The 26379-nt window shown below is 65.9% G+C and carries 25 protein-coding genes; 19 read left to right on the forward strand and 6 right to left on the reverse strand.

Annotation, left to right across the window (positions count from 1 at the left end):
- The first annotated feature begins 4 nt into the window (after positions 1–4).
- The 9 genes from tadA to BAC01S_RS04795 all read left to right on the forward strand — a co-directional run bounded on the left by tadA (position 5) and on the right by BAC01S_RS04795 (position 8568).
- Positions 5–652 carry a tRNA adenosine(34) deaminase TadA gene (tadA, locus tag BAC01S_RS30300; RefSeq protein WP_084168202.1) on the forward strand — a complete coding sequence of 216 codons (648 nt, stop codon included), beginning with the start codon at positions 5–7 and terminating at the stop codon, positions 650–652.
- Positions 649–1575 carry a muramoyltetrapeptide carboxypeptidase gene (ldcA, locus tag BAC01S_RS04760; RefSeq protein WP_027793729.1) on the forward strand — a complete coding sequence of 309 codons (927 nt, stop codon included), beginning with the start codon at positions 649–651 and terminating at the stop codon, positions 1573–1575. Before tadA ends, ldcA begins: the two co-directional genes overlap by 4 nt.
- 307 nt (positions 1576–1882) lie before the next feature.
- The gene (locus BAC01S_RS04765; protein ID WP_043201122.1) at positions 1883–2605 is read left to right on the forward strand and encodes a GntR family transcriptional regulator; all 723 of its coding nucleotides are present in this window, start codon (positions 1883–1885) and stop codon (positions 2603–2605) included.
- A gap of 263 nt (positions 2606–2868) precedes the next feature.
- Positions 2869–4374 carry an NCS1 family nucleobase:cation symporter-1 gene (locus BAC01S_RS04770; protein WP_027793731.1) on the forward strand — a complete coding sequence of 502 codons (1506 nt, stop codon included), beginning with the start codon at positions 2869–2871 and terminating at the stop codon, positions 4372–4374.
- Between the two features lie 30 nt (positions 4375–4404).
- Complete coding sequence (locus BAC01S_RS04775; protein ID WP_027793732.1) at positions 4405–5196, forward strand: aspartate/glutamate racemase family protein; 792 nt, start codon at positions 4405–4407, stop codon at positions 5194–5196.
- A 259-nt stretch (positions 5197–5455) separates the two neighbouring features.
- Positions 5456–6415: an allantoinase PuuE gene (gene puuE / locus BAC01S_RS04780; protein ID WP_027793733.1), complete on the forward strand. Its 960-nt coding sequence runs from the start codon at positions 5456–5458 to the stop codon at positions 6413–6415.
- Positions 6412–6933, forward strand: a complete 522-nt coding sequence (uraD, locus tag BAC01S_RS04785; protein ID WP_027793734.1) for a 2-oxo-4-hydroxy-4-carboxy-5-ureidoimidazoline decarboxylase — start codon at positions 6412–6414, stop codon at positions 6931–6933. Before puuE ends, uraD begins: the two co-directional genes overlap by 4 nt.
- Before the next feature lie 79 nt (positions 6934–7012).
- On the forward strand, positions 7013–8023 hold the full coding sequence (gene alc / locus BAC01S_RS04790; protein WP_027793735.1) for an allantoicase: 1011 nt from the start codon (positions 7013–7015) through the stop codon (positions 8021–8023).
- Positions 8024–8043: 20 nt separating this feature from the next.
- Entirely contained in the window at positions 8044–8568 is a 525-nt protein-coding gene (locus tag BAC01S_RS04795; protein ID WP_027793736.1) for an ureidoglycolate lyase, read from the forward strand.
- Positions 8569–9016: 448 nt separating this feature from the next.
- Here BAC01S_RS04795 and BAC01S_RS04800 read toward each other — a convergent pair whose 3' ends face one another.
- Together BAC01S_RS04800 and uraH are read right to left on the reverse strand one after the other, a co-directional pair.
- Positions 9017–10210: a urate hydroxylase PuuD gene (locus BAC01S_RS04800; protein WP_027793737.1), complete on the reverse strand. Its 1194-nt coding sequence runs from the start codon at positions 10208–10210 to the stop codon at positions 9017–9019.
- A 141-nt stretch (positions 10211–10351) separates the two neighbouring features.
- Positions 10352–10705, reverse strand: a complete 354-nt coding sequence (uraH, locus tag BAC01S_RS04805) for a hydroxyisourate hydrolase (protein WP_027793738.1) — start codon at positions 10703–10705, stop codon at positions 10352–10354.
- A 177-nt stretch (positions 10706–10882) separates the two neighbouring features.
- Here uraH and BAC01S_RS04810 point away from each other — a divergent pair, with 177 nt between their 5' ends.
- Together BAC01S_RS04810 and BAC01S_RS04815 are read left to right on the forward strand one after the other, a co-directional pair.
- Complete coding sequence (locus BAC01S_RS04810) at positions 10883–11065, forward strand: hypothetical protein (protein ID WP_027793739.1); 183 nt, start codon at positions 10883–10885, stop codon at positions 11063–11065.
- 235 nt (positions 11066–11300) lie between these two features.
- The gene (locus BAC01S_RS04815) at positions 11301–12686 is read left to right on the forward strand and encodes an 8-oxoguanine deaminase (protein WP_027793740.1); all 1386 of its coding nucleotides are present in this window, start codon (positions 11301–11303) and stop codon (positions 12684–12686) included.
- 53 nt (positions 12687–12739) lie between these two features.
- Here BAC01S_RS04815 and BAC01S_RS04820 read toward each other — a convergent pair whose 3' ends face one another.
- Entirely contained in the window at positions 12740–13672 is a 933-nt protein-coding gene (locus BAC01S_RS04820; protein WP_027793741.1) for a LysR substrate-binding domain-containing protein, read from the reverse strand.
- A 261-nt stretch (positions 13673–13933) separates the two neighbouring features.
- Here BAC01S_RS04820 and BAC01S_RS30305 point away from each other — a divergent pair, with 261 nt between their 5' ends.
- The 4 genes from BAC01S_RS30305 to BAC01S_RS04845 all read left to right on the forward strand — a co-directional run bounded on the left by BAC01S_RS30305 (position 13934) and on the right by BAC01S_RS04845 (position 18940).
- On the forward strand, positions 13934–15577 hold the full coding sequence (locus BAC01S_RS30305) for an ABC transporter ATP-binding protein (RefSeq protein WP_043201128.1): 1644 nt from the start codon (positions 13934–13936) through the stop codon (positions 15575–15577).
- 106 nt (positions 15578–15683) lie between these two features.
- Entirely contained in the window at positions 15684–16790 is a 1107-nt protein-coding gene (locus BAC01S_RS04830) for an ABC transporter permease (RefSeq protein WP_027793742.1), read from the forward strand.
- A gap of 30 nt (positions 16791–16820) precedes the next feature.
- On the forward strand, positions 16821–17750 hold the full coding sequence (locus BAC01S_RS30310) for an ABC transporter permease (protein ID WP_043201131.1): 930 nt from the start codon (positions 16821–16823) through the stop codon (positions 17748–17750).
- Between the two features lie 104 nt (positions 17751–17854).
- Positions 17855–18940, forward strand: coding sequence for a BMP family ABC transporter substrate-binding protein (locus tag BAC01S_RS04845; RefSeq protein ID WP_027793806.1), 1086 nt, complete (start codon positions 17855–17857; stop codon positions 18938–18940).
- Between the two features lie 114 nt (positions 18941–19054).
- Here BAC01S_RS04845 and BAC01S_RS04850 read toward each other — a convergent pair whose 3' ends face one another.
- Positions 19055–19264, reverse strand: coding sequence for a dodecin (locus BAC01S_RS04850; RefSeq protein ID WP_027793744.1), 210 nt, complete (start codon positions 19262–19264; stop codon positions 19055–19057).
- A 120-nt stretch (positions 19265–19384) separates the two neighbouring features.
- On the opposite strand from BAC01S_RS04850, the gene BAC01S_RS04855 reads away from it, so the two are divergent.
- Positions 19385–20290: an NAD(P)-dependent oxidoreductase gene (locus BAC01S_RS04855; protein ID WP_043201134.1), complete on the forward strand. Its 906-nt coding sequence runs from the start codon at positions 19385–19387 to the stop codon at positions 20288–20290.
- Between the two features lie 155 nt (positions 20291–20445).
- The gene (locus tag BAC01S_RS04860; protein WP_027793746.1) at positions 20446–22038 is read left to right on the forward strand and encodes an ABC-F family ATPase; all 1593 of its coding nucleotides are present in this window, start codon (positions 20446–20448) and stop codon (positions 22036–22038) included.
- Between the two features lie 113 nt (positions 22039–22151).
- Here the strand turns inward: BAC01S_RS04860 and BAC01S_RS30315 are convergent, their stop codons facing one another.
- Positions 22152–22892 (reverse strand): PA3715 family protein, encoded by a 741-nt coding sequence (locus BAC01S_RS30315; protein WP_052408686.1) that lies wholly within the window; start codon positions 22890–22892, stop codon positions 22152–22154.
- 232 nt (positions 22893–23124) lie between these two features.
- Between BAC01S_RS30315 and BAC01S_RS04870 the strand changes: the two genes are divergently transcribed.
- Both BAC01S_RS04870 and BAC01S_RS04875 read left to right on the forward strand, forming a co-directional pair.
- Positions 23125–24558, forward strand: coding sequence for an aldehyde dehydrogenase family protein (locus tag BAC01S_RS04870; RefSeq protein ID WP_027793747.1), 1434 nt, complete (start codon positions 23125–23127; stop codon positions 24556–24558).
- A gap of 166 nt (positions 24559–24724) precedes the next feature.
- Positions 24725–25915, forward strand: coding sequence for an NAD(P)H-dependent flavin oxidoreductase (locus BAC01S_RS04875; RefSeq protein ID WP_027793748.1), 1191 nt, complete (start codon positions 24725–24727; stop codon positions 25913–25915).
- Between the two features lie 133 nt (positions 25916–26048).
- Here BAC01S_RS04875 and BAC01S_RS04880 read toward each other — a convergent pair whose 3' ends face one another.
- On the reverse strand, positions 26049–26252 hold the full coding sequence (locus BAC01S_RS04880) for a DUF1289 domain-containing protein (protein ID WP_027793749.1): 204 nt from the start codon (positions 26250–26252) through the stop codon (positions 26049–26051).
- Positions 26253–26379: the final 127 nt, after the last annotated feature.

The following is a 26379-nucleotide window of genomic DNA, read 5'->3' on the forward strand; positions in this document are numbered from 1 at the left end:
CACGGTGAGCGCGTTCCCAGGCCTGTCCGGCGACGCGACTGGCACAGCCGCCGGCACGCCCGAGTCCGGCGACGCGGCCGCCGCCGCACCCCATCTCGACCCCGTTACCGATCGCGACCGCCATTTCATGCGGCTGGCGCAGGCCGCCGCCGAAGAGGCCCGCGCGGCCGGCGAAGTGCCGGTTGGCGCCGTGCTCGTGCGCGGCGACGAGGTGATCGCGACAGGATTCAATCACCCGATCGGCGCCCACGATCCTTCCGCGCACGCCGAAATGGCCGCGCTGCGCGCCGGTGCCGGCGCGTTGGGAAACTACCGATTGCCGGGCTGCGAGCTCTATGTGACCCTGGAACCATGCCTGATGTGCGCCGGCGCGATCATGCACGCGCGGATCGCGCGCGTGGTGTACGGCGCCCGCGACCCGAAGACGGGCGCGTGCGGCAGCGTTGTCGATGCCTTTGCGAACCCGCAGCTCAACCACCATACGAACGTGGTGGGCGGCGTGCTCGAAACCGAATGTGGCGATGCGCTGCGATCGTTCTTCGCGGAGCGCCGCCGGGCGAGCCGGGCAAGGCGGGCGGCGGCAGCAGGCGAGGCGCGGCCGGCAGAGGATTCGGCCGGCTGCGGGGACGACACCTCAACACGATCCCTATGACCACGCATCGCACCATCGAACTGATTGCACCGTCGGGTTATCCGCAGGACCCGGCGGCGGTTCATCGGGCGCTGGCGCGCCTGCACGCGGAAGGCCATCGCGTGGAGGGCATCCAGGCGACCGAGCGGCGCTACCAGCGCTTCGCGGGCACCGACGGCCAGCGCGCCGCCGAGCTCAACCGCTTCGCCGATCCTTCGCGCGAGTTGCCGGACATCGCGCTTGCGGTGCGCGGCGGCTATGGCGCCGTGCGGATCCTGCACGGGCTCGACTACGACGGCCTGCAGCGGCGCCTCTCCGGGCAGCCGATCGCGTTTTGCGGGCACAGCGACTTCACGGCGATCCAGCTCGCGCTGTTTGCGCGCGCGGGGCTGACCACCTTCGGCGGCCCGATGCTGGTGAGCGATTTCGGTGCCGACGAGTTGAGCGCTTTCACGATGCGTCACTTCTGGGACGCGCTCTCGCAGCCTGAATTCGTGCTCAAGGTGAATGCCCCGCAGGCGCATGCCGCGGACGTTTCGGGCACGCTCTGGGGCGGCAATCTGGCGGTGCTGACCTCGCTGATCGGCACGCCGTATCTGCCGCAGGTGGAGGGGGGCATCCTGTTCGTCGAGGACGTCAACGAGCAGCCTTTCCGCATCGAGCGGATGATTTACCAGCTGCACCTTTCGGGCATCCTCGCGCGGCAGCAGGCGCTGGTGCTGGGCGACTTTTCGGGCGGCAAGCCATTCGAGTACGACAACGGCTACAACCTGAAGGAGATGGTCGAGCAGGTGCGCTCCGTGGTCGGCATTCCGGTGCTCACCGGTCTGCCGTTCGGGCATATTCCGGACATGGTGACGCTGCCGGTGGGCGCGCAAGCGGATCTGCACGCGACAGCACACGGTTTCGAGCTGGCCGTGAGCGGTTATCCGCATCTTGGCTGACGCGAGAGCACGACAAGCGCCTCCGGGCGTTTTTTTTTTGCACTAAAACATGCAACTAACGGTCCTTTTCGGCCAACACCTGCCAATGCTCATGAGACTCCGAGGCTCTAAATTGTTGACAATAAATTGGACCAGCCAAGGGTGAAAGATCACTAAGCGTGTGCGTAATTCCCAATATTGATGCGGTCATTACCGGAAATGTGCGTAGTCGGGCGCATGGCGCCTGGGTAATTTCCCGAGGTTTGCGGATAAAATTGTTGACAATCTTTATGTCCAAACTAGGATACCAACCATAAAGGCGATAGACATGCGAAAGAGCGATATGGACGCCGAGACAACTGGCATCAAACCCGAGGCGATCGCCGCGCGCATCCGCGCCGCGATTCTGGAACACCGCCTCCCGCCCGGTGCCAAGTTGACTGAAGCTCAGTTATGCGAAGTGTTCGGCGTGAAGCGAGGTCCGATCCGCCAGGCGCTGGCGCTCCTCGCCACCGACCATCTCGTCGACCTGGAGCCCAATCGCGGCGCGTTTGTCGCGAGTCCGTCGCTTCAGGAGGTCCACGAGGTGTTCGAAATGCGGCGGATCATCGAGCTGGCCGTGGTCGAGCGCATCTGCACGGCGCAGCACGGCAACCGGCGGCTGAAGAGCATCGGCGAGTCGATCCGGCGCGAGCGCAAGGCGTTCGAAGCGCGTGACTTTCCGACCTGGATTCGTCTGTCGGGCGAATTCCATACGGAACTCGCTACGCTCACCGGCAACACGGTGCTGTGCGACTGCCTGAACGGCCTGGTGGCGCGCTCGACGCTGATTTCGGCTCTCTATGAGTCGCCCGGGCGCAGCCCGTGCTCGTTCGACGACCACGAGGCGATCGTCGCGGCGCTGGAGAGCGGGCAAGCCAAAGAGGCGGCCGAGTTGATGACGCGCCACCTGCAGGGCGTCGAGCTGCGCATGCTCGACCGGCCGGCGGGCGCGGCGGTGGATTTGCAGGACGTATTCGGCGTGCGCGAGGCGAGTGCTTCGGGACGTTGAGACGCAACGGGATTGCAGTGACGTGCGGCGGGCGTGCAAGACGCCTCGCCGCGCGGGACCAGGGATGAAGGTGGCGGCGCACACGCGTGCGCAGGCGCCGGGACGGCAGGGTGGCACAGGTGAAAGAGGGCGCGCAATCGCGGCGACCGGCACTGTGCGCGAGCCTGGCGGGTCCGGTGCGTCATCGGGCAGCGGGCGCGATGCCCTTGCCGCGCGTGTTCGAGCAGGTTTTCCGTCGGCGTATTCATCCCCAGGAGCGAGTCATGGCTCAGTTCAGTGCATCACCCGGCAGTTCCGCAATGCCCCCCTACGACCAGAGCGAGAGCAGCGAGACGGACACGGTCCGTCTGCCGGCCGGCTACAGCGAGAGGCTCTACAACGAAGACCTCGCGCCGCTGCGCGAGCAGACCTGGGGCGCCTACAACATTTTCGCGTTCTGGATGTCCGACGTGCACAGCGTCGGCGGCTACGTGTTCGCGGGCAGCCTCTTTGCGCTCGGTCTGACGAGCTGGCAGGTGCTGGTCGTGCTCATCATCGGCATCTCGATCGTCAACGTGCTCTGCAACCTGATCTCGCGCCCCAGCCAGCGCCACGGCGTGCCGTATCCGGTTGCGTGCCGCGCAACCTTCGGCGTGCTGGGCGCGAACATTCCGGCCGTCATCCGCGGGTTGATTGCGGTGGCATGGTACGGAATCCAGACTTATTTGGCGTCGAGCGCACTCGTGATCGTCGTCCTCAAGTTCTTTCCGCAGCTCTTGCCCTATGCCGACGTGCACAAGCACGGCATGTTCGGTCTTTCGGCCATGGGTTGGGCCGGCTTCATGACGCTCTGGGTGCTGCAGGCCCTCGTGTTCTGGAACGGCATGGAGACCATCAAGAAGTTCATCGACTTTGCGGGGCCGGCCGTCTATGTCGTGATGTTCGCGCTGGCGGGCTACATGGTGTATCGCGCGGGCTGGCACAACATCGGCCTGAATCTCGGCGGCGTGAAGTATCACGGTGCCGAAGTCGTGCCTGTCATGATCACGGCGATCTCGCTCGTGGTCTCGTACTTCTCGGGCCCGATGCTCAACTTCGGCGACTTCTCGCGCTACGGCAAGTCGCTCAGGAGCGTGCACCGCGGCAACTTCTGGGGCTTGCCCGTCAACTTCCTCGCGTTCTCGCTCGTGACGGTCGTCACGACCTCGGCCACGCTGCCGGTGTTCGGACAACTGATTACCGATCCGGTCGAAACGGTCGGCCGCATCGATCATCCGACTGCCGTGATTCTCGGCGCGCTCACGTTCACGATCGCCACCATCGGCATCAACATCGTCGCGAACTTCGTTTCGCCCGCGTTCGACTTCTCCAACGTCGCGCCGCGCCTGATCAGCTGGCGCGCGGGCGGCATGCTGGCGGCCGTGGCGTCGATCTTCATCACGCCGTGGAATCTGTTCAACAACCCGGCCGTGATTCACTACACGCTCGACGTGCTCGGCGCGTTCATCGGGCCTTTGTACGGTGTCCTGATGGTCGACTTCTATCTGGTCAAGCGCGGCCGTCTCGCCGTCGACGAGCTCTATACCGTTTCGCCGTCGGGCGCCTACTGGTATCGCAACGGCGTGAATCGCCGTGCCGTGATGGCGCTGCTGCCTGCGGCGCTGATCGCGATCCTCTGCGTGATGGTGCCGAGCCTCGGCGGCGCGGCGAACTTCTCGTGGTTCATCGGCGCGGCGCTCGGCGCTTTGTTTTATCGCGCGTTCACGCTCGGTGCGCGGGCGCGTGGCTGACCCAGGAACATGGCAAGAGCAGGAGACAACATGCGTATCAAGCTGATCAACCCGAACACGACCCAGCGGATGACCGCCGCAATGGGCGAGTGCGCCCGCGCCGTGGTCGCGGCGGGAACGGAGGTGGTGGCGGTGAGCCCGATGATGGGGCCGCCGTCGATCGAGGGCTATTACGACGAGGCGCTCGCAACGCCGGGTCTGCTCGCCGAAGTGGAGGCGGGCGAGCGCGAGGGCTTCGACGGTTACGTGATCGCATGCTTCGGCGATCCCGGCCTGTACGGGGCGCGCGAGCTCGCACGCGGGCCCGTGGTAGGCATCGCCGAGGCCGCCATGCATGCGGCGAGCGTGCTGGCGCCGGGCTTCTCGGTCGTGACCACGCTCTCGCGCACCCGCGCGATGGCCTGGCATCTCGCCGAGCGCTACGGCATGACGCGCTTCTGCCGCAACGTGCGGGCCATCGACGTGGCCGTGCTCGAACTCGACGAACCGGGCTCGGCGGCGCGGCGCGCGATTGTCGACGAATGCCGCCGCGCGCTCGACGAGGACGGCGCCGATGCGATCGTGCTCGGCTGCGCGGGCATGACGAGCCTCTGTGCGCAGGTGGAGGACGCGCTGGCCGTGCCGGTGGTGGACGGCGTGACGGCGGCGGTGAAATGGGTCGAGGCGCTCGTCGCGCTGCGGCTTGCGACGGCCAAGCGCGGCGACTTCGCCCGGCCGCTCGAGAAGCGCTACGACGGCGACTTTGCCCGGTTCAGTCCGGGCGCCGCGGCCTCGGGAGACGCGGGCTCCCCGCCGCCCGCGCGGCCGCTGCGCTACGGGTAAACGCGCAACACGCCCGCGGGCAGGGCAAGCGGGGTGCGGCGCCGGTCATACACCTCGCTTGACCCGTACTATCTGAACGCGCGTATGGGCGCGCCGGGATGATTTGGATACACTGGGCCGATCCTGAAAGCGGGCCGCAACGGCGTCCCGCCGCACCCGTGCACCGCGCTCGCGGCACGTTCGATGCCCCCGCTTTCCGTCGATTCATCACGTTTCGTCGGACAAGCTCATCCACCACCTTTCGATTGATTCGTCCAGCATGGCACTCGATCCCCAATATCCTCGCGACCTGATCGGCTATGGCCGGCATCCGGTTCAGGCCAACTGGCCGGGCAAGGCCCGCGTCGCGGTGCAGTTCGTGCTCAACTATGAAGAGGGCGGCGAAAACTGCGTTCTGCACGGCGATCGTGCGTCCGAGCAGTTCCTCTCCGAGATCGTTGGCGCGGCCGCCTATCCGGCGCGCCACATGAGCATGGAGTCGATCTACGAGTACGGCTCGCGCGCCGGCGTCTGGCGCATCCTGCGCGAGTTCGAGAAGCGCGGCTTGCCGCTCACGGTGTTCGGCGTGGGCATGGCGATCGAGCGCCATCCGGAGGCCGCGCGCGCGTTCGTCGAGCTCGGCCACGAGATTGCATGCCACGGCTATCGCTGGATCCACTACCAGGACGTGTCGCCCGAGCTGGAAGCCGAGCATATGAAGCTCGGCATGGAAGCGATCGAGCGCGTGACGGGCGAGCGCCCGCTCGGCTGGTACACCGGCCGCGACAGCCCGAATACGCACCGCCTCGTCGCGGAGTACGGCGGCTTCCTCTACGATTCGGACTACTACGGCGACGACCTGCCGTTCTGGATGGACGTGGAAGTTGCGGGCGGCAAGACCGCGCCGCAGCTGATCGTGCCGTACACGCTCGACACGAACGACATGCGCTTTGCCTCGCCGCAAGGCTTCAACACGGCGGACCACTTCTTCACGTACCTGCGCGACGCGTTCGACGTGCTCTACGAAGAAGGCGACGAAGCGCCGAAGATGTTGTCGATCGGCATGCATTGCCGGCTGCTGGGTCGCCCGGGGCGGTTCCGCGCGCTGCAGCGCTTCCTCGATCACATCGAAAAGCACGATCGCGTGTGGGTCAGCCGCCGCGTCGACATCGCGCGCCACTGGCGCGAACATCATCCCTATCAACCGCAGCACAACGATCACCGCGGGGCCGCCGCATGAAGGCAATGCACTACACCCTCGACCAGTTGAACAACGCCTCGACCGAAGCCTTCGTGGCCGCGCTCTCGGGCATCTTCGAACACTCGCCCTGGGTGGCCGAGGTGGCCGCGGCGCAGCGCCCGTATGCGAGCATCGAGGCGCTGCATCGCACGATGTCGGGCGCGGTGGAGATCGCCGGCGAGGCGAAGCAGCTTGCGCTCATCAACGCTCACCCGGAGCTTGCGGGCAAGGCGGCAGTGCGTGGCGAGCTCACTGCCGAGTCGACGCGCGAGCAAAGCGGCGCCGGCCTGAATCTGTGCACACAGGAAGAGTTCGACAAGCTGCAGTCGCTCAACCGGGCGTATCGCGAGAAGTTCGGATTCCCGTTCATTCTCGCGGTGCGCGGCTATGACCGCCACGGCATCATCGCAAATTTCGAATCGCGCGTGAGCAACAGCCGCCCGGACGAACTGCGCGCGAGCCTCGACCAGATCTACCGCATTGCGCGTTTCCGGCTCGACGAGCTGATCGACGCATGAATACCGCGCACCCCCGTCGATCAGGTCGACGGGGGTGCGCCTTTTCCGCATCACAGAATAGACACGAAGGAAGACAAAGATGGCACTCCCGACTCTCGACCCGAACGCGCCGGAATTCACGCGCCGCTATGTGAACCTCGCGGACCCGCGTCTGGGCGCGCAGGCCCTCGAGGCGAGCGACGACTTTTTCGCGCCGAAGGAGCGCATGCTCAATCCGGAACCTGCCGTCTTCATTCCCGGCAAGTACGACGACCACGGCAAGTGGATGGACGGCTGGGAAACGCGCCGCAAGCGCACGACGGGCTACGACTGGTGCGTCGTCAAGCTCGCGCGCCCGGGCGTGATCAAAGGCCTCGACCTCGACACGAGCCACTTCACGGGCAACTATCCGCCCGCGGCTTCGGTGGAAGGCGCCTATGTGCCGGAAGGCGCGCCGGGCGCCGCCACGCAGTGGACCGAGATCGTGCCGTCCACGTCGCTGCAGGGCAACAGCCATCATTACGTCGAAGTCGCGAGCGACAAGCCGTACACGCACCTGCGCGTGAACATTTATCCGGATGGCGGCATCGCGCGCCTGCGCGTCTACGGCCAGCCCCAGGTGGACTGGAACGGTGCGAGCCGCACGGAACTGTTCGACCTCGCGGCGATGGAAAACGGCGCCTATGTGGTCGCGGCGAACAACCAGCACTTCGGTGTTGCCTCGAACATCCTGATGCCGGGCCGCGGCGTGAATATGGGCGACGGCTGGGAAACGCGCCGCCGCCGCGAGCCGGGCAACGACTGGGCGATCATCGCGCTCGCGCAGCCGGGCATCATCAAGAAGATCGAAGTCGATACGTGCCACTTCAAGGGCAACTATCCGGACCGTTGCTCGATCCAGGCCGCGCGCGTGACGGGCGGCACGGACAGCTCGCTCGTTACCCAGGCTATGTTCTGGCCCGTGCTGCTTGGCGAGCAGAAGCTGCAGATGGACAACCAGCACTACTTCGAAAGCGAGCTGGCCGCGATTGGCCCGGTGACGCACGTGCGCCTGAACATCATCCCGGACGGCGGCGTATCGCGCCTGCGTTTGTGGGGCACGCTGGCTTGAACGCCGGCAGCGAGGCCATCATGAGCGACACCAGAACGACGTTGGCCATCGAGCCGCTCACGCGCGAAACGTTCGCACCGTTTGGCGACGTGATCGAGCTCGAAGGCGCGAAACAGATTCCGATCAACCTCGGCACGACGATCCGCTATCACGATCTGGCGAAAGTGGACGTGACGGACGAGGGCGGGCGCACGCTCGTCAATCTGTTCCGGGGGCAGCCGCGCGTGCTGCCGTTCGAAGTGAAGATGCTGGAGCGCCATCCGCTTGGCAGCCAGGCGTTCGTGCCGCTCAACGACCGGCCGTATCTCGTGGTCGTGGCGCCGGCGGGCGACCTGGACGTCGCGAAGATTCGCGCGTTCGTTTCGCGCGGCTGGCAGGGCGTGAATTACGCGAAGGGCGTCTGGCACCATCCGTTGATCGCGCTCGACGAGGTGAGCGACTTTATCGTCGTCGATCGCGGCGGCGACGGGCTCAATCTCAACGAGCAGGATCTGCCGGAGTCGCTCTGGCTGACTGAAGAGGCGATGCGGGCGGCGCAGGGCTGAAGCCCGCGCATTGCGCGAGGGCGCAATGAAAAAATCAAGCCACGGCTCACCAGGCCGTGGCTTTTTTGCATTCAGGATTTAGGGCGTGTACTTTCCGCTCCTTAACCGCGATTCGCAGCAGCGCGCGGCGGATGGCCTTTATTCGAGCCGTCGCATCCGACTCGGGCGCGTTACGAAACCATGCTTGCTCCGCTCAGGTTGCAAGCCGATGTGGCGAGTCTGACCTGGGCGAAGCCGGACTCATCAATACGCGGTGCTACGTGCCGCGTAATTCGATGGTGTCAACGGCGTAAGCGTCCAGAATACCGTGGCCGAAGCAACGCCGGTATGTGGGTCGGGTGGAGCGGCCGGGGCCGGCACGATAACAAAAAGGCCCGAAGCGCGATGCGCTTCGGGCCTTCGATTTCCGCACGGCGCGCGAGGGACATCTCACGTGCCGCGTACGGTCTTACTTCTGCGCACCACCGTCAAACCAGGCCGCAAGCTTCTGCCGCTCGTCATCGGTCATATGCGTGACATTGCCCAGCGGCATCGCCTTCATCTGCACGGCCTGCTGGTAAATGCGCTGGGCGTTCTGCGAGATCTGGTCAGGCGTATCGAACATCACGCCGGCGGGCGCCGCGCCCATCAGCGTCGGGTGTGCCGAGTGGCACGCCGCGCAACGGGCCTGCAGGATCGGCTGGATGTCGCCGACCTTCAGCGTCGGGGCGTTCGCGGCTTCGGCCTGCGGCACGACCGGGCGCGGCAGCGTCCAGACGAGCGCGACGAACATCAGCGCAACGCCGCCGAGCGGCAGGTACCAAAGCACGTGGCCGCGGTGGCGCATCACGAAGAACTGGCGGATCAGCGCGCCGGCCAGCATGATCACGACGAGAATGGCCCAGTTGTACTCGTGCGCGTAGGTCATCGCGTAGTGGTTCGACAGCATGGCGAACACCACCGGCAGCGTGAAGTAGGTGTTGTGCACCGAACGCTGCTTGCCGCGCTTGCCGTAGATCGGGTTCGGCTCCTGGCCCTTGAGCATCGCGTCGACCATCTTGCGCTGGCCGGGGATGATGACGAAGAACACGTTCGCCGACATGATCGTCGCGAGCATCGCGCCCATGATCAGATACGCGGCGCGGCCCGAGAAGATATGGCAGGCGAGGTACGCGGCGATCACCACGTAGATGCCCACGCACACGCCGAGCAGCTTGTCCTTGGTGCCGAGCAGGCGGCACAGCGAGTCGTAGACGATCCAGCCCGCGGCGAGGAAGCCGAGCGCCGAGAAGACCGCGACGACCGGGCCCATGTCGAGCACGGTCTTGTCGATCAGGTAGGTGTTCGGCGCGAACAGGTAGAGCACCGTGAAGAGCGACGCGCCGGAGAGCCACGTCGTGTACGACGGCCACTTCGACCAGTGCAGGTCGTCGGGCATTTCGGGCGGCGCGACGGTGTACTTCTGCATGTTGTAGAAACCGCCGCCGTGCACGTGCCACAGTTCGCCGAACACGCCGCGACGGCGCTGGTTCGGGTCCGTAGGCGGTTTGAGGCTGTTGTCGAGCGCGACGAAATAGAACGATTCGCCAATCCATGCGATCGCGGCGATGACGTGGAACCAGCGCAAGGCGAGGTTCAGCCAGTCGGTGATAAAGCCTTCCATGAAACTCCTCCACTCCTGAATCGTTGCGCGCGTGAGCCGTGAGACGCTACGCGCGGACTGCGGGGTCCGGCGCCTTTACCCAAGCGCCGCCGGTCCTTGATGTCCGGGAATTATTGTTGGCTTGGCAGACGTCGCCGGGCTTCAGCTGCCGCGGTACGTGCTGTACGACCACGGCGAGACGAGCAGCGGCACGTGGTAGTGCGCGGCCGTGTCGGCAATGCCGAAGCGCAGCACCACGCGATCGACGAAGCGCGGCTCCGGCACCTTCGTGCCGAGCGAGGCGAAGTAGTCGCCCGCATGGAACACGAGTTCGTATTCGCCCGCGGCGAGCGAGGCACCTTCGAGCAGCGGCTCGTCGCAACGGCCGTCATGGTTCGTCGTGACGGTTTTCAGCGCGCGGCGCGTGTCGCCCGAAAGCGCAAAGAGTTCGACCGTGATGCCCGCGCCGGGACGGCCGTTGGCCGTGTCGAGCACATGGGTAGTGAGCTTGCCCATTCGCAGTTTCCTTGTGTCTTGCTTGTGATAAATGTGCGAAATTTCAGCGGTAGCCCGATCCGATCCCATGAAGCATGGCGGCGGATCGAGGCTCCACATCAGCAGTGGCTACATACCCGTCGGCGGATCGAATCGAGCGCCGTGACCGCATTTTAAGAACGATCGAGGCTCCAGCGCATGACCGATAAGAAAGATAATGCCCGCAGCATGAGAGCCGCGCCGCAGCAGCGTTTCCGGCCGGCGCCGGGGGAGGGTTCGCCCTGGTTTTTTTGGCGTAAAAAGCCGCTCCCGGTCATCGTACTGGCGCCAAAATTCGACCTTTATATGGCCGTGCTGAATCCGGGTATCGCGCCTGCGTGAATTGCCAGCGAAATTTTGGCCGGGGAAGGTAGCAGACATGCGCAGCGTGTGCTGCGCGTCCCGAAGACGGCGGTTTAGCCGGGTAACCGGGCCAGCGGCGTTCGTGTTCGGGACGCGTCGGCACCCGGGCACCCGGAATCGCTGGCGTGTGCGGCACGGACGTCTGATTCACATGCCGCGGGCAGAACCTGCACCGCGGCACGGATACGTACGAATGACGGAGCGAACAGACACGATGGAACGCACACTCGAGAAAAGCCGCGGCAAGACGCTGCTGGTCAGGAACGCCGATGTGCTGGTGACGATGGACGGCGCGCGGCGCGAAATTCGCGGCGGCGGCCTCTACGTGGAGGACAACCGGATCGTCGCGGTCGGCGCGGCGGACGAGTTGCCCGACACCGCCGACGATGTGCTCGACCTGAGCGGGCATCTCGTGATGCCGGGACTTGTCAACACGCACCACCACATGTACCAGAGCCTCACGCGCGCCGTGCCCGCCGCGCAGGACGCTGAACTCTTCGGCTGGCTCACGAATCTCTACAAGATCTGGGCGAACCTCACGCCCGAGATGATCGAGGTCTCGACGCTCACGGCCATGGCCGAGCTGCTGCTTTCGGGCTGCACGACTTCGAGCGACCACCTCTACATCTATCCGAACGGCAGCCGTCTCGACGACAGCATCCGCGCCGCGCAGCAGATCGGCATGCGTTTTCACGCGAGCCGCGGCAGCATGAGCGTCGGCCAGAAGGATGGCGGCCTGCCACCCGATGCGGTCGTCGAGACCGAGGACGCGATTCTCGCCGACACCCAGCGCCTCATCGAGACGTATCACGACGAGGGCCGCTACGCGATGCTGCGCGTGGTGGTGGCGCCGTGCTCGCCGTTCTCGGTGAGCCGCGACCTGATGCGCGAGTCGGCGAAGCTCGCGCGCCACTACGGCGTCTCCCTGCACACGCACCTCGCGGAGAACGTCAACGACATTGCCTACAGCCGCGAGAAGTTCGGCATGACGCCAGCGGAGTATGCCGAGGATCTGGGCTGGGTGGGCCGCGACGTCTGGCATGCGCACTGCGTCCAGCTCGACGAGCACGGCATTGGCCTGTTCGGGCGCACCGGCACGGGCGTCGCGCATTGCCCGTGCTCGAACATGCGGCTCGCTTCCGGCATCGCGCCCGTCAAGAAGATGCGGCTCGCCGGCGTGCCGGTCGGGCTCGGCGTGGACGGTTCGGCGTCGAACGACGGCGCGCAGATGGTAGCCGAGGCCCGCCAGGCGATGCTGCTCGCGCGCGTGGGCTTCGGCCCCGATGCGATGACGGCGCGCGAAGCGCTCGAAATCGCGACGCTGGGCGGCGCCCAGGTGCTGGGCCGCGACGATATCGGCGCGCTCGCACCGGGCATGGTGGCGGACTTTATCGCGTTCGACTTGCGCCAGCCGCAGTTCGCCGGGGCGCTGCACGATCCCGTGGCGGCGCTCGTGTTCTGTGCGCCGTCGCAGGTTGCGCTTTCGGTGATCGGCGGGCGGGTCGTGGTGAAGGAAGGGGTGCTGCAGACGGTCGAACTCGGACCCGTCATCGAGCGGCACAACCGGCTCGCGGCGCAGCTCGTTCAGTCGGCGCGCTAAGACGCCGGGGAAGGGCAAGCGGCCGGCGGCATGGCTGCCCGGCCGCGCGAAGGTCAGGGTTTGGCGATCAGCGTCTTCGTCGCTTCGGCGACGAGGCTGCGCAACCAGCGTACTTCGTCCGAGTAATGACAACGTTCGTGCCACAACTGGTAGTACTGCATCGGCGGGAAATCGAGCGGCGCGGGCACGACCGTGAGCGGCAGGAAGCGCGCGTAGTGGTCGGCGAAGAGGCGCGTGGTCGTGAATACGAGGTCCGACTTCACGAGCACATAGGGCGCCAGATTGAAGTACGGCAGCGTGACGACGACGTGGCGCTTGAGGCGCTCGCGCGCGAGATGCACGTCGATGGCGCCGCGCTGGCCGACCGAGTAGGGCGTGGGAGCCAGGTGCGGCGCGTTCAGGTACTGGTCGAGCGTGAGCCCGCCGCGCTTGGCGAACGGGTGCGTGTTGCTCATCAGGCAGACGATCTGGTCGACGAACAGGTTCGAGAGGTGCAGTTGCTCGGGCGGCTCGGGCCAGTTGCCGATGACGATGTCGAGCTTGCCTTCTTCGAGCGCGAGTTCATAGTCGAAGGCGGGGCCGAGCGAGTGGAATTCGAGTGTCGCGTTGGGGGCGGCCTGGCGGAAGCGCTCGACCACGGTCGGCACGAACAGGACGTTCAGGTAGTCGGGGCAGCCGATGCGGTAGCAGCGGATCGACGTCGCGGGATCGAAATTGTGCTGCTGGAAGCGGATGCGCTCGATTTCGCGCAGCGCGTTCTGCACCGGTTCGAGCAGGCGCAGGCCGTATTCGGTGGGCACCATGCCGGACTTGCCGCGCACCAGCAGCGGGTCGCCGGTGATGTCGCGCAGGCGGCGCAGCGCCGCGCTGATCGCGGGCTGCGACTGATTGAGCTTGACGGCCGCGCGCGTCACGCTGCGCTCCATCAAGAGGGTGTGCAAGACGCGCAATAGATACGTGTCGATCGCCTCGCGTTGCTGACTCATGAACTCTCCGGATTATATGTTCTGGCTGATCGTCGGGCTTTGTGGGTATATGGTTTTTAATATGAACTGAGGGGGCCGTCAAGGGAGGCTTTCCCGAGAAGCGCCGTGTGGCGCGGCTCAGACGGATTTTTGGCGGCTCGACTCACGCGCGGCTTACGGGTTATCGTCACCCCGCGCAGTACCACCCCGCGGTGCCGCCCTGCAGTGGCGGGCATGGATGCGGAACACGTAACACCCATAACGTACTACGGCGGAACCTCAATGGGCGAATCTTCTACCGGGCTGATTACGGGGCTGACGGCGGGGCAAAGCGCGGGCGCACACACGCAGGTGCCGCGCCTCGCGCTCTCGGGCATCACGAAGCAGTACCCGGCCGTGCGCGCGAACGACGACGTCACCCTCACCGTCGCGCCCGGCGAGATCCACGCGCTGCTCGGCGAGAATGGCGCGGGCAAGAGCACGCTCATGAAGATCGTCTACGGCGCGGTGCGTCCCGATGCCGGCGAGATCCGCTGGGAAGGTCAGCTCGTCGAGATCGCGAGCCCGGCGGCCGCGCGCAAGCTCGGCATCGGCATGGTGTTCCAGCACTTCTCGCTCTTCGAGACGCTGACGGTCGGCGAAAACATCGCGCTCTCGCTCGACGAGCCGTTCGACCTGAAGACACTCGGCAAGCGCATCCGCGAGGTCTCGGCGCAGTACGGCCTCGATGTCGATCCGCAGCGCCACGTCCACAGCCTCACGGTGGGCGAGCGCCAGCGCGTGGAGATCGTGCGCTGTCTGCTGCAGAACCCGCGCCTCCTGATCATGGACGAGCCGACCTCCGTGCTCACGCCGCAGGCCGTGCGCAAGCTTTTCGGCACGCTGCGCCGGCTCGCGGCGGAGGGCTGCAGCATTCTGTACATCAGCCACAAGCTCGACGAAATCCAGGAGCTTTGCGACACGGCCACCGTGCTGCGCGGCGGCAAGGTGACGGGCAATGTGACGCCGCGCGAAGAGACCCACGCGTCGCTTGCGCGACTGATGGTGGGACACGAGTTGCCCGACTACACGCGCCGCACGCATCAGCCGGGAGAAGTGCTGCTCGACGTGAAGCATCTCTCGATGCCGAGCGACGATCCGTTCGGCACCTCGCTGACCGATGTGTCGTTCGGCGTGCATGCGGGCGAGATCTTCGGCATTGCGGGCGTGTCGGGCAACGGCCAGGCGGAACTGCTCGCCGCGCTTTCGGGCGAGGCGCAAACCGCCCGCCACGGCGTGGCCGCCGACGCCGTGACGATTTGCGGCAAGCCGGCGGGCCGGCTTTCCGCAGCCGCGCGGCGTGCGCTCGGCTTCGCGTTCGTGCCCGAGGAGCGCCTGGGGCGCGGCGCGGTGCCGGCCATGTCGCTCTCGGAGAACGCCTTGCTCACCGCGTATCGCGAGGGCATGGTGCGCTCGGGCTGGCTGAAGACGGGCGCGATGCGTGCGTTCGCCGAGCGTTGCATCGGCGCGTTCGACGTGCGCTGCGGCGGTCCTGACGCGCTAGCCCAGAGCCTCTCAGGAGGGAACTTGCAGAAGTTCATCGTCGGCCGCGAGATCCTGCAGGCGCCGAAGCTGCTCGTGGTCGCCCAGCCCACCTGGGGCGTGGACGTCGGCGCGGCCGCGTTCATCCGGCAGCAGCTCCTCGATCTTTCGGCGCGCGGCGTGGCGATTCTCGTGATCTCCGAGGAACTGGAGGAACTCTTCGACATCTGCGACCGCATCGCCGTGCTCGCGGGCGGGCGGCTCTCGCCCGCGCGGCTCACCGGCGAGACCAACGCCGAGGAAATCGGGCGCTGGATGGCGGGGCTCTTCGGCGACCGCGCGGCACAAGCGGGTGGCGGCGAGCCGCCGCCCGAAGCGGCGCCAGGACCCGCGGCCCGCGCCTGATGCGCAGCGAGCGGCGCGCAGCCCGGCGCACGACGAACCGGACGACAAACGATACAACGACACAACGGCAATCCCGAACCACGCTACCCGGATCGACCCCACCATCATGATTTTTCCGTACCGACTCGAAGCCCGCACGGCGCCGTCCCGCACGGTGCGCATTGCCGTGCCGCTGATCGCCGCGCTGCTCACGCTCGCGATCGGCTTCCTGATCTTCGGCCTCGTCGGGCGCGATCCCCTGCAGGCCATGTATGCCTTCTTCATCGAGCCGCTTTCGACCATCAACGGCTGGTCCGAACTGCTGCTCAAGGCCTCGCCGCTGTGCCTCATTGCGCTCGGCCTCGCGGCCGGCTACCGCGCGAACGTCTGGAACATCGGCGCGGAAGGGCAGATGGTGCTGGGCGGCATTGCGGCGAGCGGCGTGGCGATTTACTTCGACCAGTCCACGGGCGGGTGGATCCTGTTTCTCATGATGCTCGCGGGCGTGCTGGGCGGCATGGCCTGGGCCGCGATACCCGCGTGGCTCAAGAGCCGTTTCAACACGAACGAAATCCTCACGAGCCTGATGCTCACCTACGTCGCCACGCAGCTTCTGATCTGGCTCGTGAGCGGTCCGTGGCGCGACCCGAACGGCATGAACTTTCCGCTTTCGGAGATGTTCAGCGGCGACGCGCTTTATCCGACCTTCGGCGGCGACTGGCGCATTCACTGGCTGCGCGGCACGCGCCTGAACGCTTCGATTTTCCTCACGCTCGTGGCTATTCTGCTCGTCTGGCTCTTCATGCGCCGCAGCTTCGCGGGCTACCGCATGAACGTGGGCGGGCTCGCGCCGCTCGCCGCCCGCTATGCCGGCTTCTCGGAGAAAAAGACGATCTGGATCTCGCTGCTGCTCTCCGGCGGCCTCGCCGGACTCGCTGGCATGGGCGAGATCGCGGGCCCGATCGGCCAGCTTCAGGCAACGTGGTCGCCGGGCTACGGCTTCACGGCCATCATCGTCGCGTTCGTCGGGCGCCTGCATCCGCTGGGGATCGCGCTGGCCAGCCTTTTGATGGCGCTGCTCTATCTCGGCGGCGAGGCGGTGCAGACTTCGCTGCAGCTGCCGCAGGCGCTCTCGGGCGTGTTCCAGGGGCTGTTGCTGTTCTGCCTGCTCGGCGCCGATCTCTTCGTGAACTACCGCGTGCGCCGCCGTCATGCGGTCGCGGCGGGTCACTGACTCCCGATTTCCGGATTCAAGCAAAACGACATGGATATCCAGCAAGCCAGTTCGCTCGCCTCGAGCGCCGTCACCGCCGCCATCCCGCTCATGTTCGCGGGGCTGGGCGAACTCGTCACCGAGAAGTCGGGCGTGCTCAACCTGGGCGTGGAAGGAATGATGCTGATGGGCGCCGTCTCCGGCTACGCCGTCACCACCATCACGGGCAATCCGTGGCTCGGCCTCGTCGCCGGGATCGCGGCCGGCATGGCGATGGCGCTGCTCTTCGGCTTTCTCACGCTGACCATGCTCGCCAACCAGGTCGCCACGGGACTCTCGCTTACGATCTTCGGCGTCGGGCTCTCGGCGTATGTCGGCAAGCCGTACAGTTCGGCGGCGAATGCGGCGACCATCGCCGCATGGCCGATTCCCGGGCTCTCGCATTTGCCCGTGCTCGGCCCGGCGCTCTTCAGCAACACGCCTGTCGATTACCTCGCATTCCTCATGTTTGCCGTCGTCGGCTGGTTTCTCTATCGCACGCGCGCGGGGCTCGTGCTGCGCTCGGTCGGCGAGTCGCCGCAGGTCGCGCATTCGGTGGGCTTTCCCGTGATCGGCGTGCGCTACGGCGCGACGCTCTTCGGCGGCGCCATGTCGGGGCTGGCCGGCGGCTACTACTCGATCGTGCAGCTGCACCTCTGGCAGGAGCAGATCACCGCCGGCCGCGGCTGGATCGCGCTCGCGCTCGTCGTGTTCGCGACCTGGCGGCCGGGGCGCCTGTTGATCGGCGCGCTGCTGTTCGGCGCGGTCACGGGCCTGCAGTTCTACGCGCAGGCCGTGGGCGTGCCCGTGCCGACGCAGTTTCTGGCGATGCTGCCATACGTGGCCACCATCGTCGTGCTCGTGCTCATCTCGCGCAATCCGAACACGATCCGGCTCAATGCGCCGGCCTCGCTCGGCAAGGCGTTTTTTGGGGCCGCCTAGGTGGGCGGCCCGGGCGCGGCGCCTGGAGCGGATCGCCCAGGGACCGATTGGCCGGGACATCAAAGAAGAACCGCAGTTTCCTCATCCACGACAGGAGATCCACGATGCAAAAAACCATCCTGACCGCTTTTGCCGTTGCCGCCGCGTGCGCAACGGCGGCGTTCGCCGCGCCGGCGCAGGCCGCCGACGTGCCGGGCGTCGCGTTCGTCTATCTCGGCAATCCGGGCGATGCCGGCTGGACCTACGCGCACGATCAGGGCTCCAAGATGGCCGAGGCGAAGTTCGGCGACAAGATCAAGATCACGCGCATCGAGAACGTGCCCGAGTCGGCCGACTCCGAACGCGTGTTCCGCGATCTGGCGAGCAAGGGCAACAAGATCATCTTCGGTTCGAGCTTCGGCTACCAGGACTTCGAGCTGAAGGTCGCGAAGGACTTCCCCGACACCGTGTTCCTGCACGCGACGGGCTACAAGAAAGCGCCGAACTTCGGCACCTATGACGTGCGCATGTACCAGGGCGCGTATCTCGCGGGCGTCGCGGCCGGCTATGCGACGAAGACGAATACGCTCGGCTTCGTGGCTTCGGTGCCGATCCCCGAGGTGGTGCGCAACATCAACGCGTACACGCTCGGCGCGCGCTCGGTGAATCCGAAGGTCCACACGAAGGTCATCTGGATCAACAGCTGGTTCGATCCGGGCAAGGAGAAGCAGGCGGCCGAGACGCTGATCGGCCAGGGCGCCGATGTGCTGCTGCAGAACACCGACTCGAGCGCGACGCTCGCGACGGCTGAAGAGAAGCACGTCCATGCGTTCGGCTGGGACTCGAACATGGCGAAGTTCGGCCCGCACGCGCATCTGGGTTCGGTGGAGGGCAACTGGGGCGTGTACTACGTGGCCGCGATCCAGCAGGTGCTGGACGGCAAGTGGAAGAACGACCCGGTGTGGTGGGGCATCCCGCAGAAGGCCGTCGATCTGGGCGACGTGAACACGACCGAACTTTCCGCCGACGCGGTGAAGGCCGTCGACGCGAAGCGCCAGGCGATCGCAAGCGGCAAGTGGGACGTCTTCACGGGCCCGATCAAGGACCAGACGGGCGCCGTCAAGGTGCCGGCCGGCAAGGCGCTGACCGATCCGGAACTGCAGCGCCTGAACTGGTACGTGGAAGGCGTGGACGGCTCGCTGCCGAAGTAAGCGCTGCGCACGCAGCATGCACGGCGCGGCCGCGCCAAGCCTTCGGGCTTGCGCGGCCGTTTTGTTTGTGCTGGCCGATGTCGTGCGAGGGGGAGCCGCGGTGCGCGGCCGGCGTCAATCGTCGATGCGCAGCCCGACCTTGATCGTGACCTGCCAGCGCGTGATCTTGTCGTCCTCGATGAGGCCGCGTGTTTCTGTCACCTCGAACCAGTGCAGGTGGCGCAGCGTCTTCGAGGCGCGCGCGATCGCGCAGCGAACGGCGTCGTCGCTCGATTCCGTGGACGAACCGGTAAGTTCGATCTGCTTGTAGACGTGGTCGTTCATCGTGGGGTCTCCTCGCGGTGGGTTAAGGCGGGTATCAGTCGAGTATAGGCAATCGAAGGCCGGTATCATGGCGCTCCGGCCCGCGGGCCAGGCCAACGAGGCAGAGGAGACGGCGAAACGATGGACAGGCAGGAGCTGGGATTTTGCGGACCGGGGCTGATGGGCGCGCCGATGATCCGCCATCTGCTGCGGGTGGGTCACGCGGTGCAGGTCTGGAACCGGACGCCCGCGAAAGCCGAGGCGTTGGCCGCCGACGGCGCACGGGTCGCGGCCACGCCGCGCGAGCTGGCGCAGGGCGCCGACGTCGTGTTGCTATGCGTGGCTGACGCGGCGGCGGTCGAATCCGTGGTGTTCGGCGCGGACGGGCTGCTCGACGAGCGCGCGGGTTCGGCCGGGCGCCCGCGCGTGCGCTGCATCATCGATCATTCGAGCATTCCGCCGGACGCCACGCGCGCGCTTGCGGCACGGGCGGCGGCGCTCGGCGTGGGCTGGGTCGACGCGCCGGTTTCCGGCGGCGTGGGCGGCGCGCAGGCCGGCACGCTCGCGATCATGGCGGGCGGCGCGGATACCGACGTCGCGGCCGTGGCGCCCATCCTCGCCGCCTACGCGGCGCGCGTGACCCACATGGGCGCCGTGGGCGCGGGCCAGACGACCAAGCTGTGCAACCAGGCGATCGTCACGGCGACGGTGGCCGCCATTGCCGAGGCCGTGAGCCTCGCGCGGCGCAGCGGCATCGACGCCGCGAATTTGCCCGAGGCGCTCGCGGGCGGCTGGGCCGACTCGGTGCTGCTGCGCACCTTCGTGCCGCGCATGACGCAGGACGGCCTCGCACCGATCGGCGCGCTGAAGACGTTCCAGAAGGACGTGGATACGGTGGCCGCCGCCGCGCAGCAAACCGGCACGCCGATGCCGGTTGCCGGCACGGTCCAGCAATTGCTGCGGCTCGCCGCGGCGATGGGGCTCGCGGAGGCCGACTTTTCGGGTTTCATCGACGTGTTGCAGACGGAACGTAGCATGCCGCAGTGACGGGCGAGGGGCACGGGCGGCCGGATGCGATCCGGCCCCAAACTACTCTCCGAGCCGCCGTCAGCCGCGTTCCCGCGCCGGCTGGCACTCGCCCGCGAACTGACATAACCTGATAAAATTACAGGTTTTTCTCGCTCTATTTTCCGGGACGCGCTGTGCTCTCTACCGCCAACATCACCATGCAATTCGGGCCGAAGCCCTTGTTCGAGAACATCTCGGTCAAATTCGGCGAAGGCAACCGCTATGGCCTGATCGGCGCGAACGGTTGCGGCAAGTCCACGTTCATGAAGATCCTGGGCGGCGACCTCGAGCAAAGCTCGGGCACCGTGATCCTCGAGCCGAACGTGCGTCTGGGCAAGCTGCGCCAGGACCAGTTCGCGTACGAAGACGTGCGCGTGCTCGACGTCGTCATGATGGGCCACACCGAAATGTGGGCCGCGATGACCGAGCGCGACGCGATCTACGCGAACCCCGAGGCCACCGACGACGACTACATGCACGCCGCCGAACTCGAAGCGAAATTCGCCGAGTACGACGGCTACACGGCCGAAGCGCACGCGGGCGAGCTGCTGCTCGGCATCGGCATCGGCACGGAATTCCACAACGGGCCGATGAGCGGCGTGGCGCCGGGCTGGAAGCTGCGCGTGCTGCTCGCGCAGGCGCTGTTCTCGAAGCCGGACGTGCTGCTGCTCGACGAACCGACCAACAACCTCGACATCAATTCGATCCGCTGGCTGGAAGATGTTCTGAACGAGTACAACTCGACCATGATCATCATCTCCCACGATCGACACTTCCTGAACCAGGTCTGCACGCACATGGCGGACATGGACTACGGCACGCTGAAGGTATGGCCGGGCAACTACGACGACTACATGCTGGCGTCGGCGCAGGCGCGCGAGCGTCAGCAGGCTGCGAACCAGAAGGCGAAGGAGCGCGTGGCCGACCTGCAGGACTTCGTGCGCCGCTTCTCGGCGAACAAGTCCAAGGCGCGCCAGGCCACCAGCCGTCTGAAGATGATCGACAAGATCAAGATCGAGGAATTCAAGCCGTCGTCGCGCCAGAACCCGTTCATTCGCTTCGAGTTCGAGAAGAAGCTGCACAACATCGTCGTGGTCGCGGAAGAGATCACGAAGACCTACGAGCGCCGCATTTTCAACAAGTTCAGCATCAGCGTGCAGCCGGGCGAGCGTATCGCGATCATCGGCGAGAACGGCGCGGGCAAGACCACGCTGCTGCGCTCGCTGCTTGGCAACCTGGCCGTCGACAACGGTTCGGTGAAGTGGGCCGAAAACGCGAATGTGGGCTACATGCCGCAGGACACGTACGAAGAGTTCCCGAGCGACGTCACGCTGATGGACTGGATCGACCAGTACCGCCAGGAAGGCGACGACGAGCAGTCGGTGCGCGGCACGCTGGGCCGTCTGCTGTTCAACGCCGACGATATCCGCAAGTCGGTGAAGGTGCTCTCGGGCGGCGAGAAAGGGCGCATGATCTGGGGCAAGCTGATGCTCGGCCGCCACAACGTGCTGCTGATGGACGAGCCGACCAACCACATGGACATGGAATCGATCGAGTCGCTGCAGATCGCGCTCGAGAAGTTCGAAGGCACGCTGGTGTTCGTGTCCCACGACCGCGAGTTCGTGAACGGCCTGGCCAATCGCATCATCGAGGTCAAGACCGACGGCAAGATCAACGACTACAGCGGCAATTACGAGGACTTCCTTGCGAGCCAGGGGCTGCATTGAGTTCCCCGCATTGAGTTTCGCGCATTGAGTGTCGATTACTGATCGACGCTTGAAATAAAAACGGGCGACGCATCATGCGTCGCCCGTTGTGTTTTTGGCGGGGCGCGGGACGTTCAGTCGCTGTACTGCATGCCCTTGGGCAAGTCGTATTTGCCGTTGCGGTATTCGAGCGTGAAGCTCGTGCGCTTTGCCGCCTTCGTGTCGTCCTTGCAGTCGCCGTTGCGGACCGTGTTGACCGTATCGGAGGACTTCTCCGTGCCCTTCAGCACCGCGTAGCCTTCTTTGCCCGCGGGGCCGAGGTCGAGCGTGCGCGTCGTATTGTTGAAGGTGCCCGCGCAGTTGCCGTCCCACTCGCCGCCCGAATTTTCCACGATCAGGCGGTCGAGGACCGTGCGCAGGCTTTGACCGTCAACTACATACAGGCTCAGTGCCGTTTGCTCGAACGGATCGACGCGCGACGAACCTTCATGGGTCACGCGCACGCCGAACGCGCGGTTCTGCGGCGTGAGCTGATAGCGCGCCGTGTCGAGCGCCAGACCGGAAAATCTGATGGCGTCATAGGAGATTGCCGACTTCTGGAACTGATGCGCGATGATCGTGCCCGTTGCCGTGTCCGCAACCAGGACTTCGAGGTCGTCGGTGCCCGCGTCGTCGCTGTTGTTCTTCTGCGGCAACGGCAGCGCCGCGATCGTCAGCGCCTCATTGGCGGGCCACACCTTGCAAACGGCGTGATCCGTATCGAGCGTGCGGCCCGGATGCAGTTGCGCGGTCCACTTCTGGAAGTTGTCCTCGCAGCCCGCATGGGCAAATAGCGGCGCAAGGCCAACGACAAGACAGCACAGGGTACGTTTCATGAAGCTCGAAAGGGGAGTGAAGGAGCGTGCCAGTATAAGGGCTCGACCAAAACGAACCGTCGAATGTGCGCACACCTTCCGTAAGCGTCAACCACGTTAGAATGCGGGATCAGCGCGTCCCGTTTACGAGCCGCGAAAACTGACGCGCCGGGACGCACACATACGGAGCTTTGCATGCGATGGCAGTAAGCGCTCAAGCTCAAACTGCCGTCGACAGACAGGAGACATACGCATGAACCAGTTCGATCAGCTCTACATCAACGGCCAATGGGTCGCGCCGCACGGCAAGGGCACGATCGACGTCTACGATTCGGGCACCGAGGCCGTCATGGGCCGCATTCCCGAAGGCAACGAAGCCGACGCCGAAGCCGCCATCGCGGCCGCGCGCGCCGCTTTCGACGGCTGGGCCGCCACGCCCGCCGTGGAGCGGGGCGCCATTCTGCAAAAGATCGCCGACAACCTCAAAGCCCGCACCGACCAGCTGGCGCAACTCATCGCGGGCGAAGTGGGCATGCCGCTCAAGCTCGCCCGTGCGATCCAGGTGGGCGGCCCCGTGTATAACTGGGGCGCCTACGCGAAGCTCGCGAGCGAGTTCCAGTACGAGGAGCGCGTGGGCAATTCGCTCGTCGTGCGCGAGCCGGTGGGCGTGGTCGCGGCCATCACGCCGTGGAACTATCCGCTCAACCAGATCACGCTCAAGGTCGCGGCCGCTCTAGCCGCCGGCTGTACCGTCGTGCTCAAGCCGTCCGAGGTCGCGCCGCTCAATGCCTTCGTGCTCGCCGAAGCGATCCACGAAGCGGGCCTGCCCGCCGGCGTGTTCAATCTCGTGACGGGCTACGGCCCGGTGGTCGGCGAGCTGATGGCGCGTCACCCGCAGGTCGACATGGTTTCGTTCACGGGCTCGACGCGCGCGGGCAAGCGCGTTTCCGAAGTGGCCTCCGCAACGGTCAAGCGCGTGGCGCTCGAGTTGGGCGGCAAGTCGGCCTCGGTCGTGCTCGACGACGCCGATCTCGCGGCCGCGGTGAAGGGCACCGTGGGCGCGTGCTTCCTGAATTCGGGGCAGACCTGCTCGGCGCACACGCGCATGATCGTGCCCGAGTCGCGCTACGAGGAAGCGCGGGCACTTGCCAAGGAAGCCGTCGAGGCTTACACCGTGGGCGACCCGCGCGACGAGAAGGCGAAGCTCGGCCCGCTTGCCTCGAAGGTTCAGCAGGAGCGCGTGCAGCACTATATCGACCGTGGCATTGCCGACGGCGCCGAACTCGTGACGGGCGGCCCGGGCCTGCCTGATGGCGTGACGAAGGGCTTCTTCGTGAAACCCACCGTGTTCGGCCGCGTGCCCCGCAACGCGGCCATCGCGCAGGAGGAAATCTTCGGGCCGGTGCTCACGATCCTCACGGCAAAGGACGAGGACGATGCCGTCGCCATCGCCAACGATTCGCTCTACGGACTCGGCGGCGCGGTCTGGGCGGGCAGCGACGAGCGCGCCATGCGGGTGGCGCGGCGTATCCGCACCGGTCAGATCGACATCAACGGCGGCACGTGGAACATGGCTGCGCCGTTTGGCGGCTTCAAGCAGTCGGGGCACGGTCGCGAGAACGGCGTGTACGGGCTCGAAGAATATCTCGAGTACAAGTCGATGCAGTTCAAGGCGCCGAAAGCCTGAGCCAGCAGATTTTGGTGGCACTGCAAATAGTTTCGCGCAGTGCGTTGATTGATGTCATGAATGCGGTCACCTTGGCGGGTGACCGCATTTTTTATTGATATAGCGCAAGCTCGTCTGTCGGCGGCGCGCGACCATGGATGGTTTGCAACCAACAACGCGGGTCACCATGTTTCCAGCTCATTCGTTCGCGCCACTCACGATCCGAGGCCGCCGGCTTTTGCCAGTCGTACAGGGCGGCATGGGGGTCGGCATTTCGGCGCATCGCCTTGCGGGCAGCGTCGCCCGCGAAGGCGCGCTCGGCACCATCGCCAGCATCGATCTGCGCCACCATCACGCCGATCTGATCGAAGCATGCCGCGTCGATCCCGAACACGACACGCTCGCGCGCGCGAACCTCACCGCGCTGGCCCGCGAGATTGCCGCGGCGCGCAAGCTGAGCGGCGGTAACGGCATGATTGCGGTCAATGTCATGAAAGCGGTCAGCGCTCACGCCGACTATGTCCGCGTTGCCTGCGAGCAGGGTGCCGACGCGATCGTGATGGGCGCCGGCTTGCCCCTCGATCTGCCGGATCTCACGCAGGGCGTCGATATCGCGCTGGTCCCGATCCTTTCGGACGCGCGCGGCGTCGCGCTCGTGCTCAAGAAGTGGATGAAGAAAGGCCGCTTGCCGGATGCCATCGTCATCGAGCATCCGGCGCATGCGGGCGGCCACCTGGGGGTGACCGACATCGGCGACATGGGCAGCGAGCGCTTTTCGTTCGAGGCCATCTTCGCCGAACTCGAAGGCGTGTACGCGTCGCTCGGCATCAGCCGCGCAGACGTTCCGCTGATCGTGGCGGGCGGCGTCAACAGTCACGAGGCCGTGCGCAAGTGGCTCGAAGCCGGTGCGAACGGTGTCCAGGTGGGCACGCCGTTCGCCGTGACGGAGGAGGGCGACGCGCATCCCGACTTCAAGCGTGTGCTGGCCGACGCGAAGCCCGAGGACATCGTCGAATTCGTGAGCGTAACGGGCTTGCCCGCGCGCGCGGTAACGACGCCGTGGCTAGAGCGCTATCTGCGCAACGAGTCGCGCGTGCGCGCGAAGATCGGCTCGCTCAAGCTGGCGTGCCCCACGGGGCTTGAATGCCTGTCGGTGTGCGGCCTGCGCGACGGCATCGAAAAATTCGGGCACTTCTGCATCGATACGCGTCTTGCCGCAGCGCTGCGCGGCGATATTGCGAATGGGCTCTTCTTTCGCGGCCGCGAAGCCCTGCCTTTCGGGAATGCGATCCGCAGCGTCAGGGATCTTCTGGAGCTGCTGCTGACCGGTGTGGCGCGGCCGGCAGTCGCGCACCGCGCGGCTTTTGCCTTGAGTTGACAGGCAGCAACGTCGCGATGGAACCTCAGACCGACGATTCGCAGGTCTTACGAACTGCGGTTTGAGGTGCGCGGCTAACCAGAAAAGCGCCGGTTCCCTTCGGGCCGGCGTTTTCCTTTATGGCGCAAGGCAATCAGGCGCGGTCCTTGTGGAAGCGCATGGCGGTGCCCTCGCGCTCGATGCGCGTCCAGACCGCGCGCTTTTCCTCGTCGTTCATGAAGACCCAGTTGGAGACTTCCATGGCAGTACGGCCGCAGCCTTTGCAGATTTCGTCGAAGAGGGTCGAACACACGCCGATGCACGGGCTGTCGGGGAGGTCGTGGAGATTGGATGCCATCGAGAGAGCCTTGGGGCGCGAGCGGCGGCCGATCGCGCCGTCCGCGGATAAAAACCTCGCTATGTTAACCGATCTGTTCGCCCCTCCCGGCGATCTTTCCCGTCATTCCGACAGACTTTCGCGTGAG

Origin of the sequence: Paraburkholderia acidipaludis NBRC 101816, assembly GCF_000684975.1 — a bacterium.
In the GTDB taxonomy this organism is placed as follows: domain Bacteria; phylum Pseudomonadota; class Gammaproteobacteria; order Burkholderiales; family Burkholderiaceae; genus Paraburkholderia; species Paraburkholderia acidipaludis.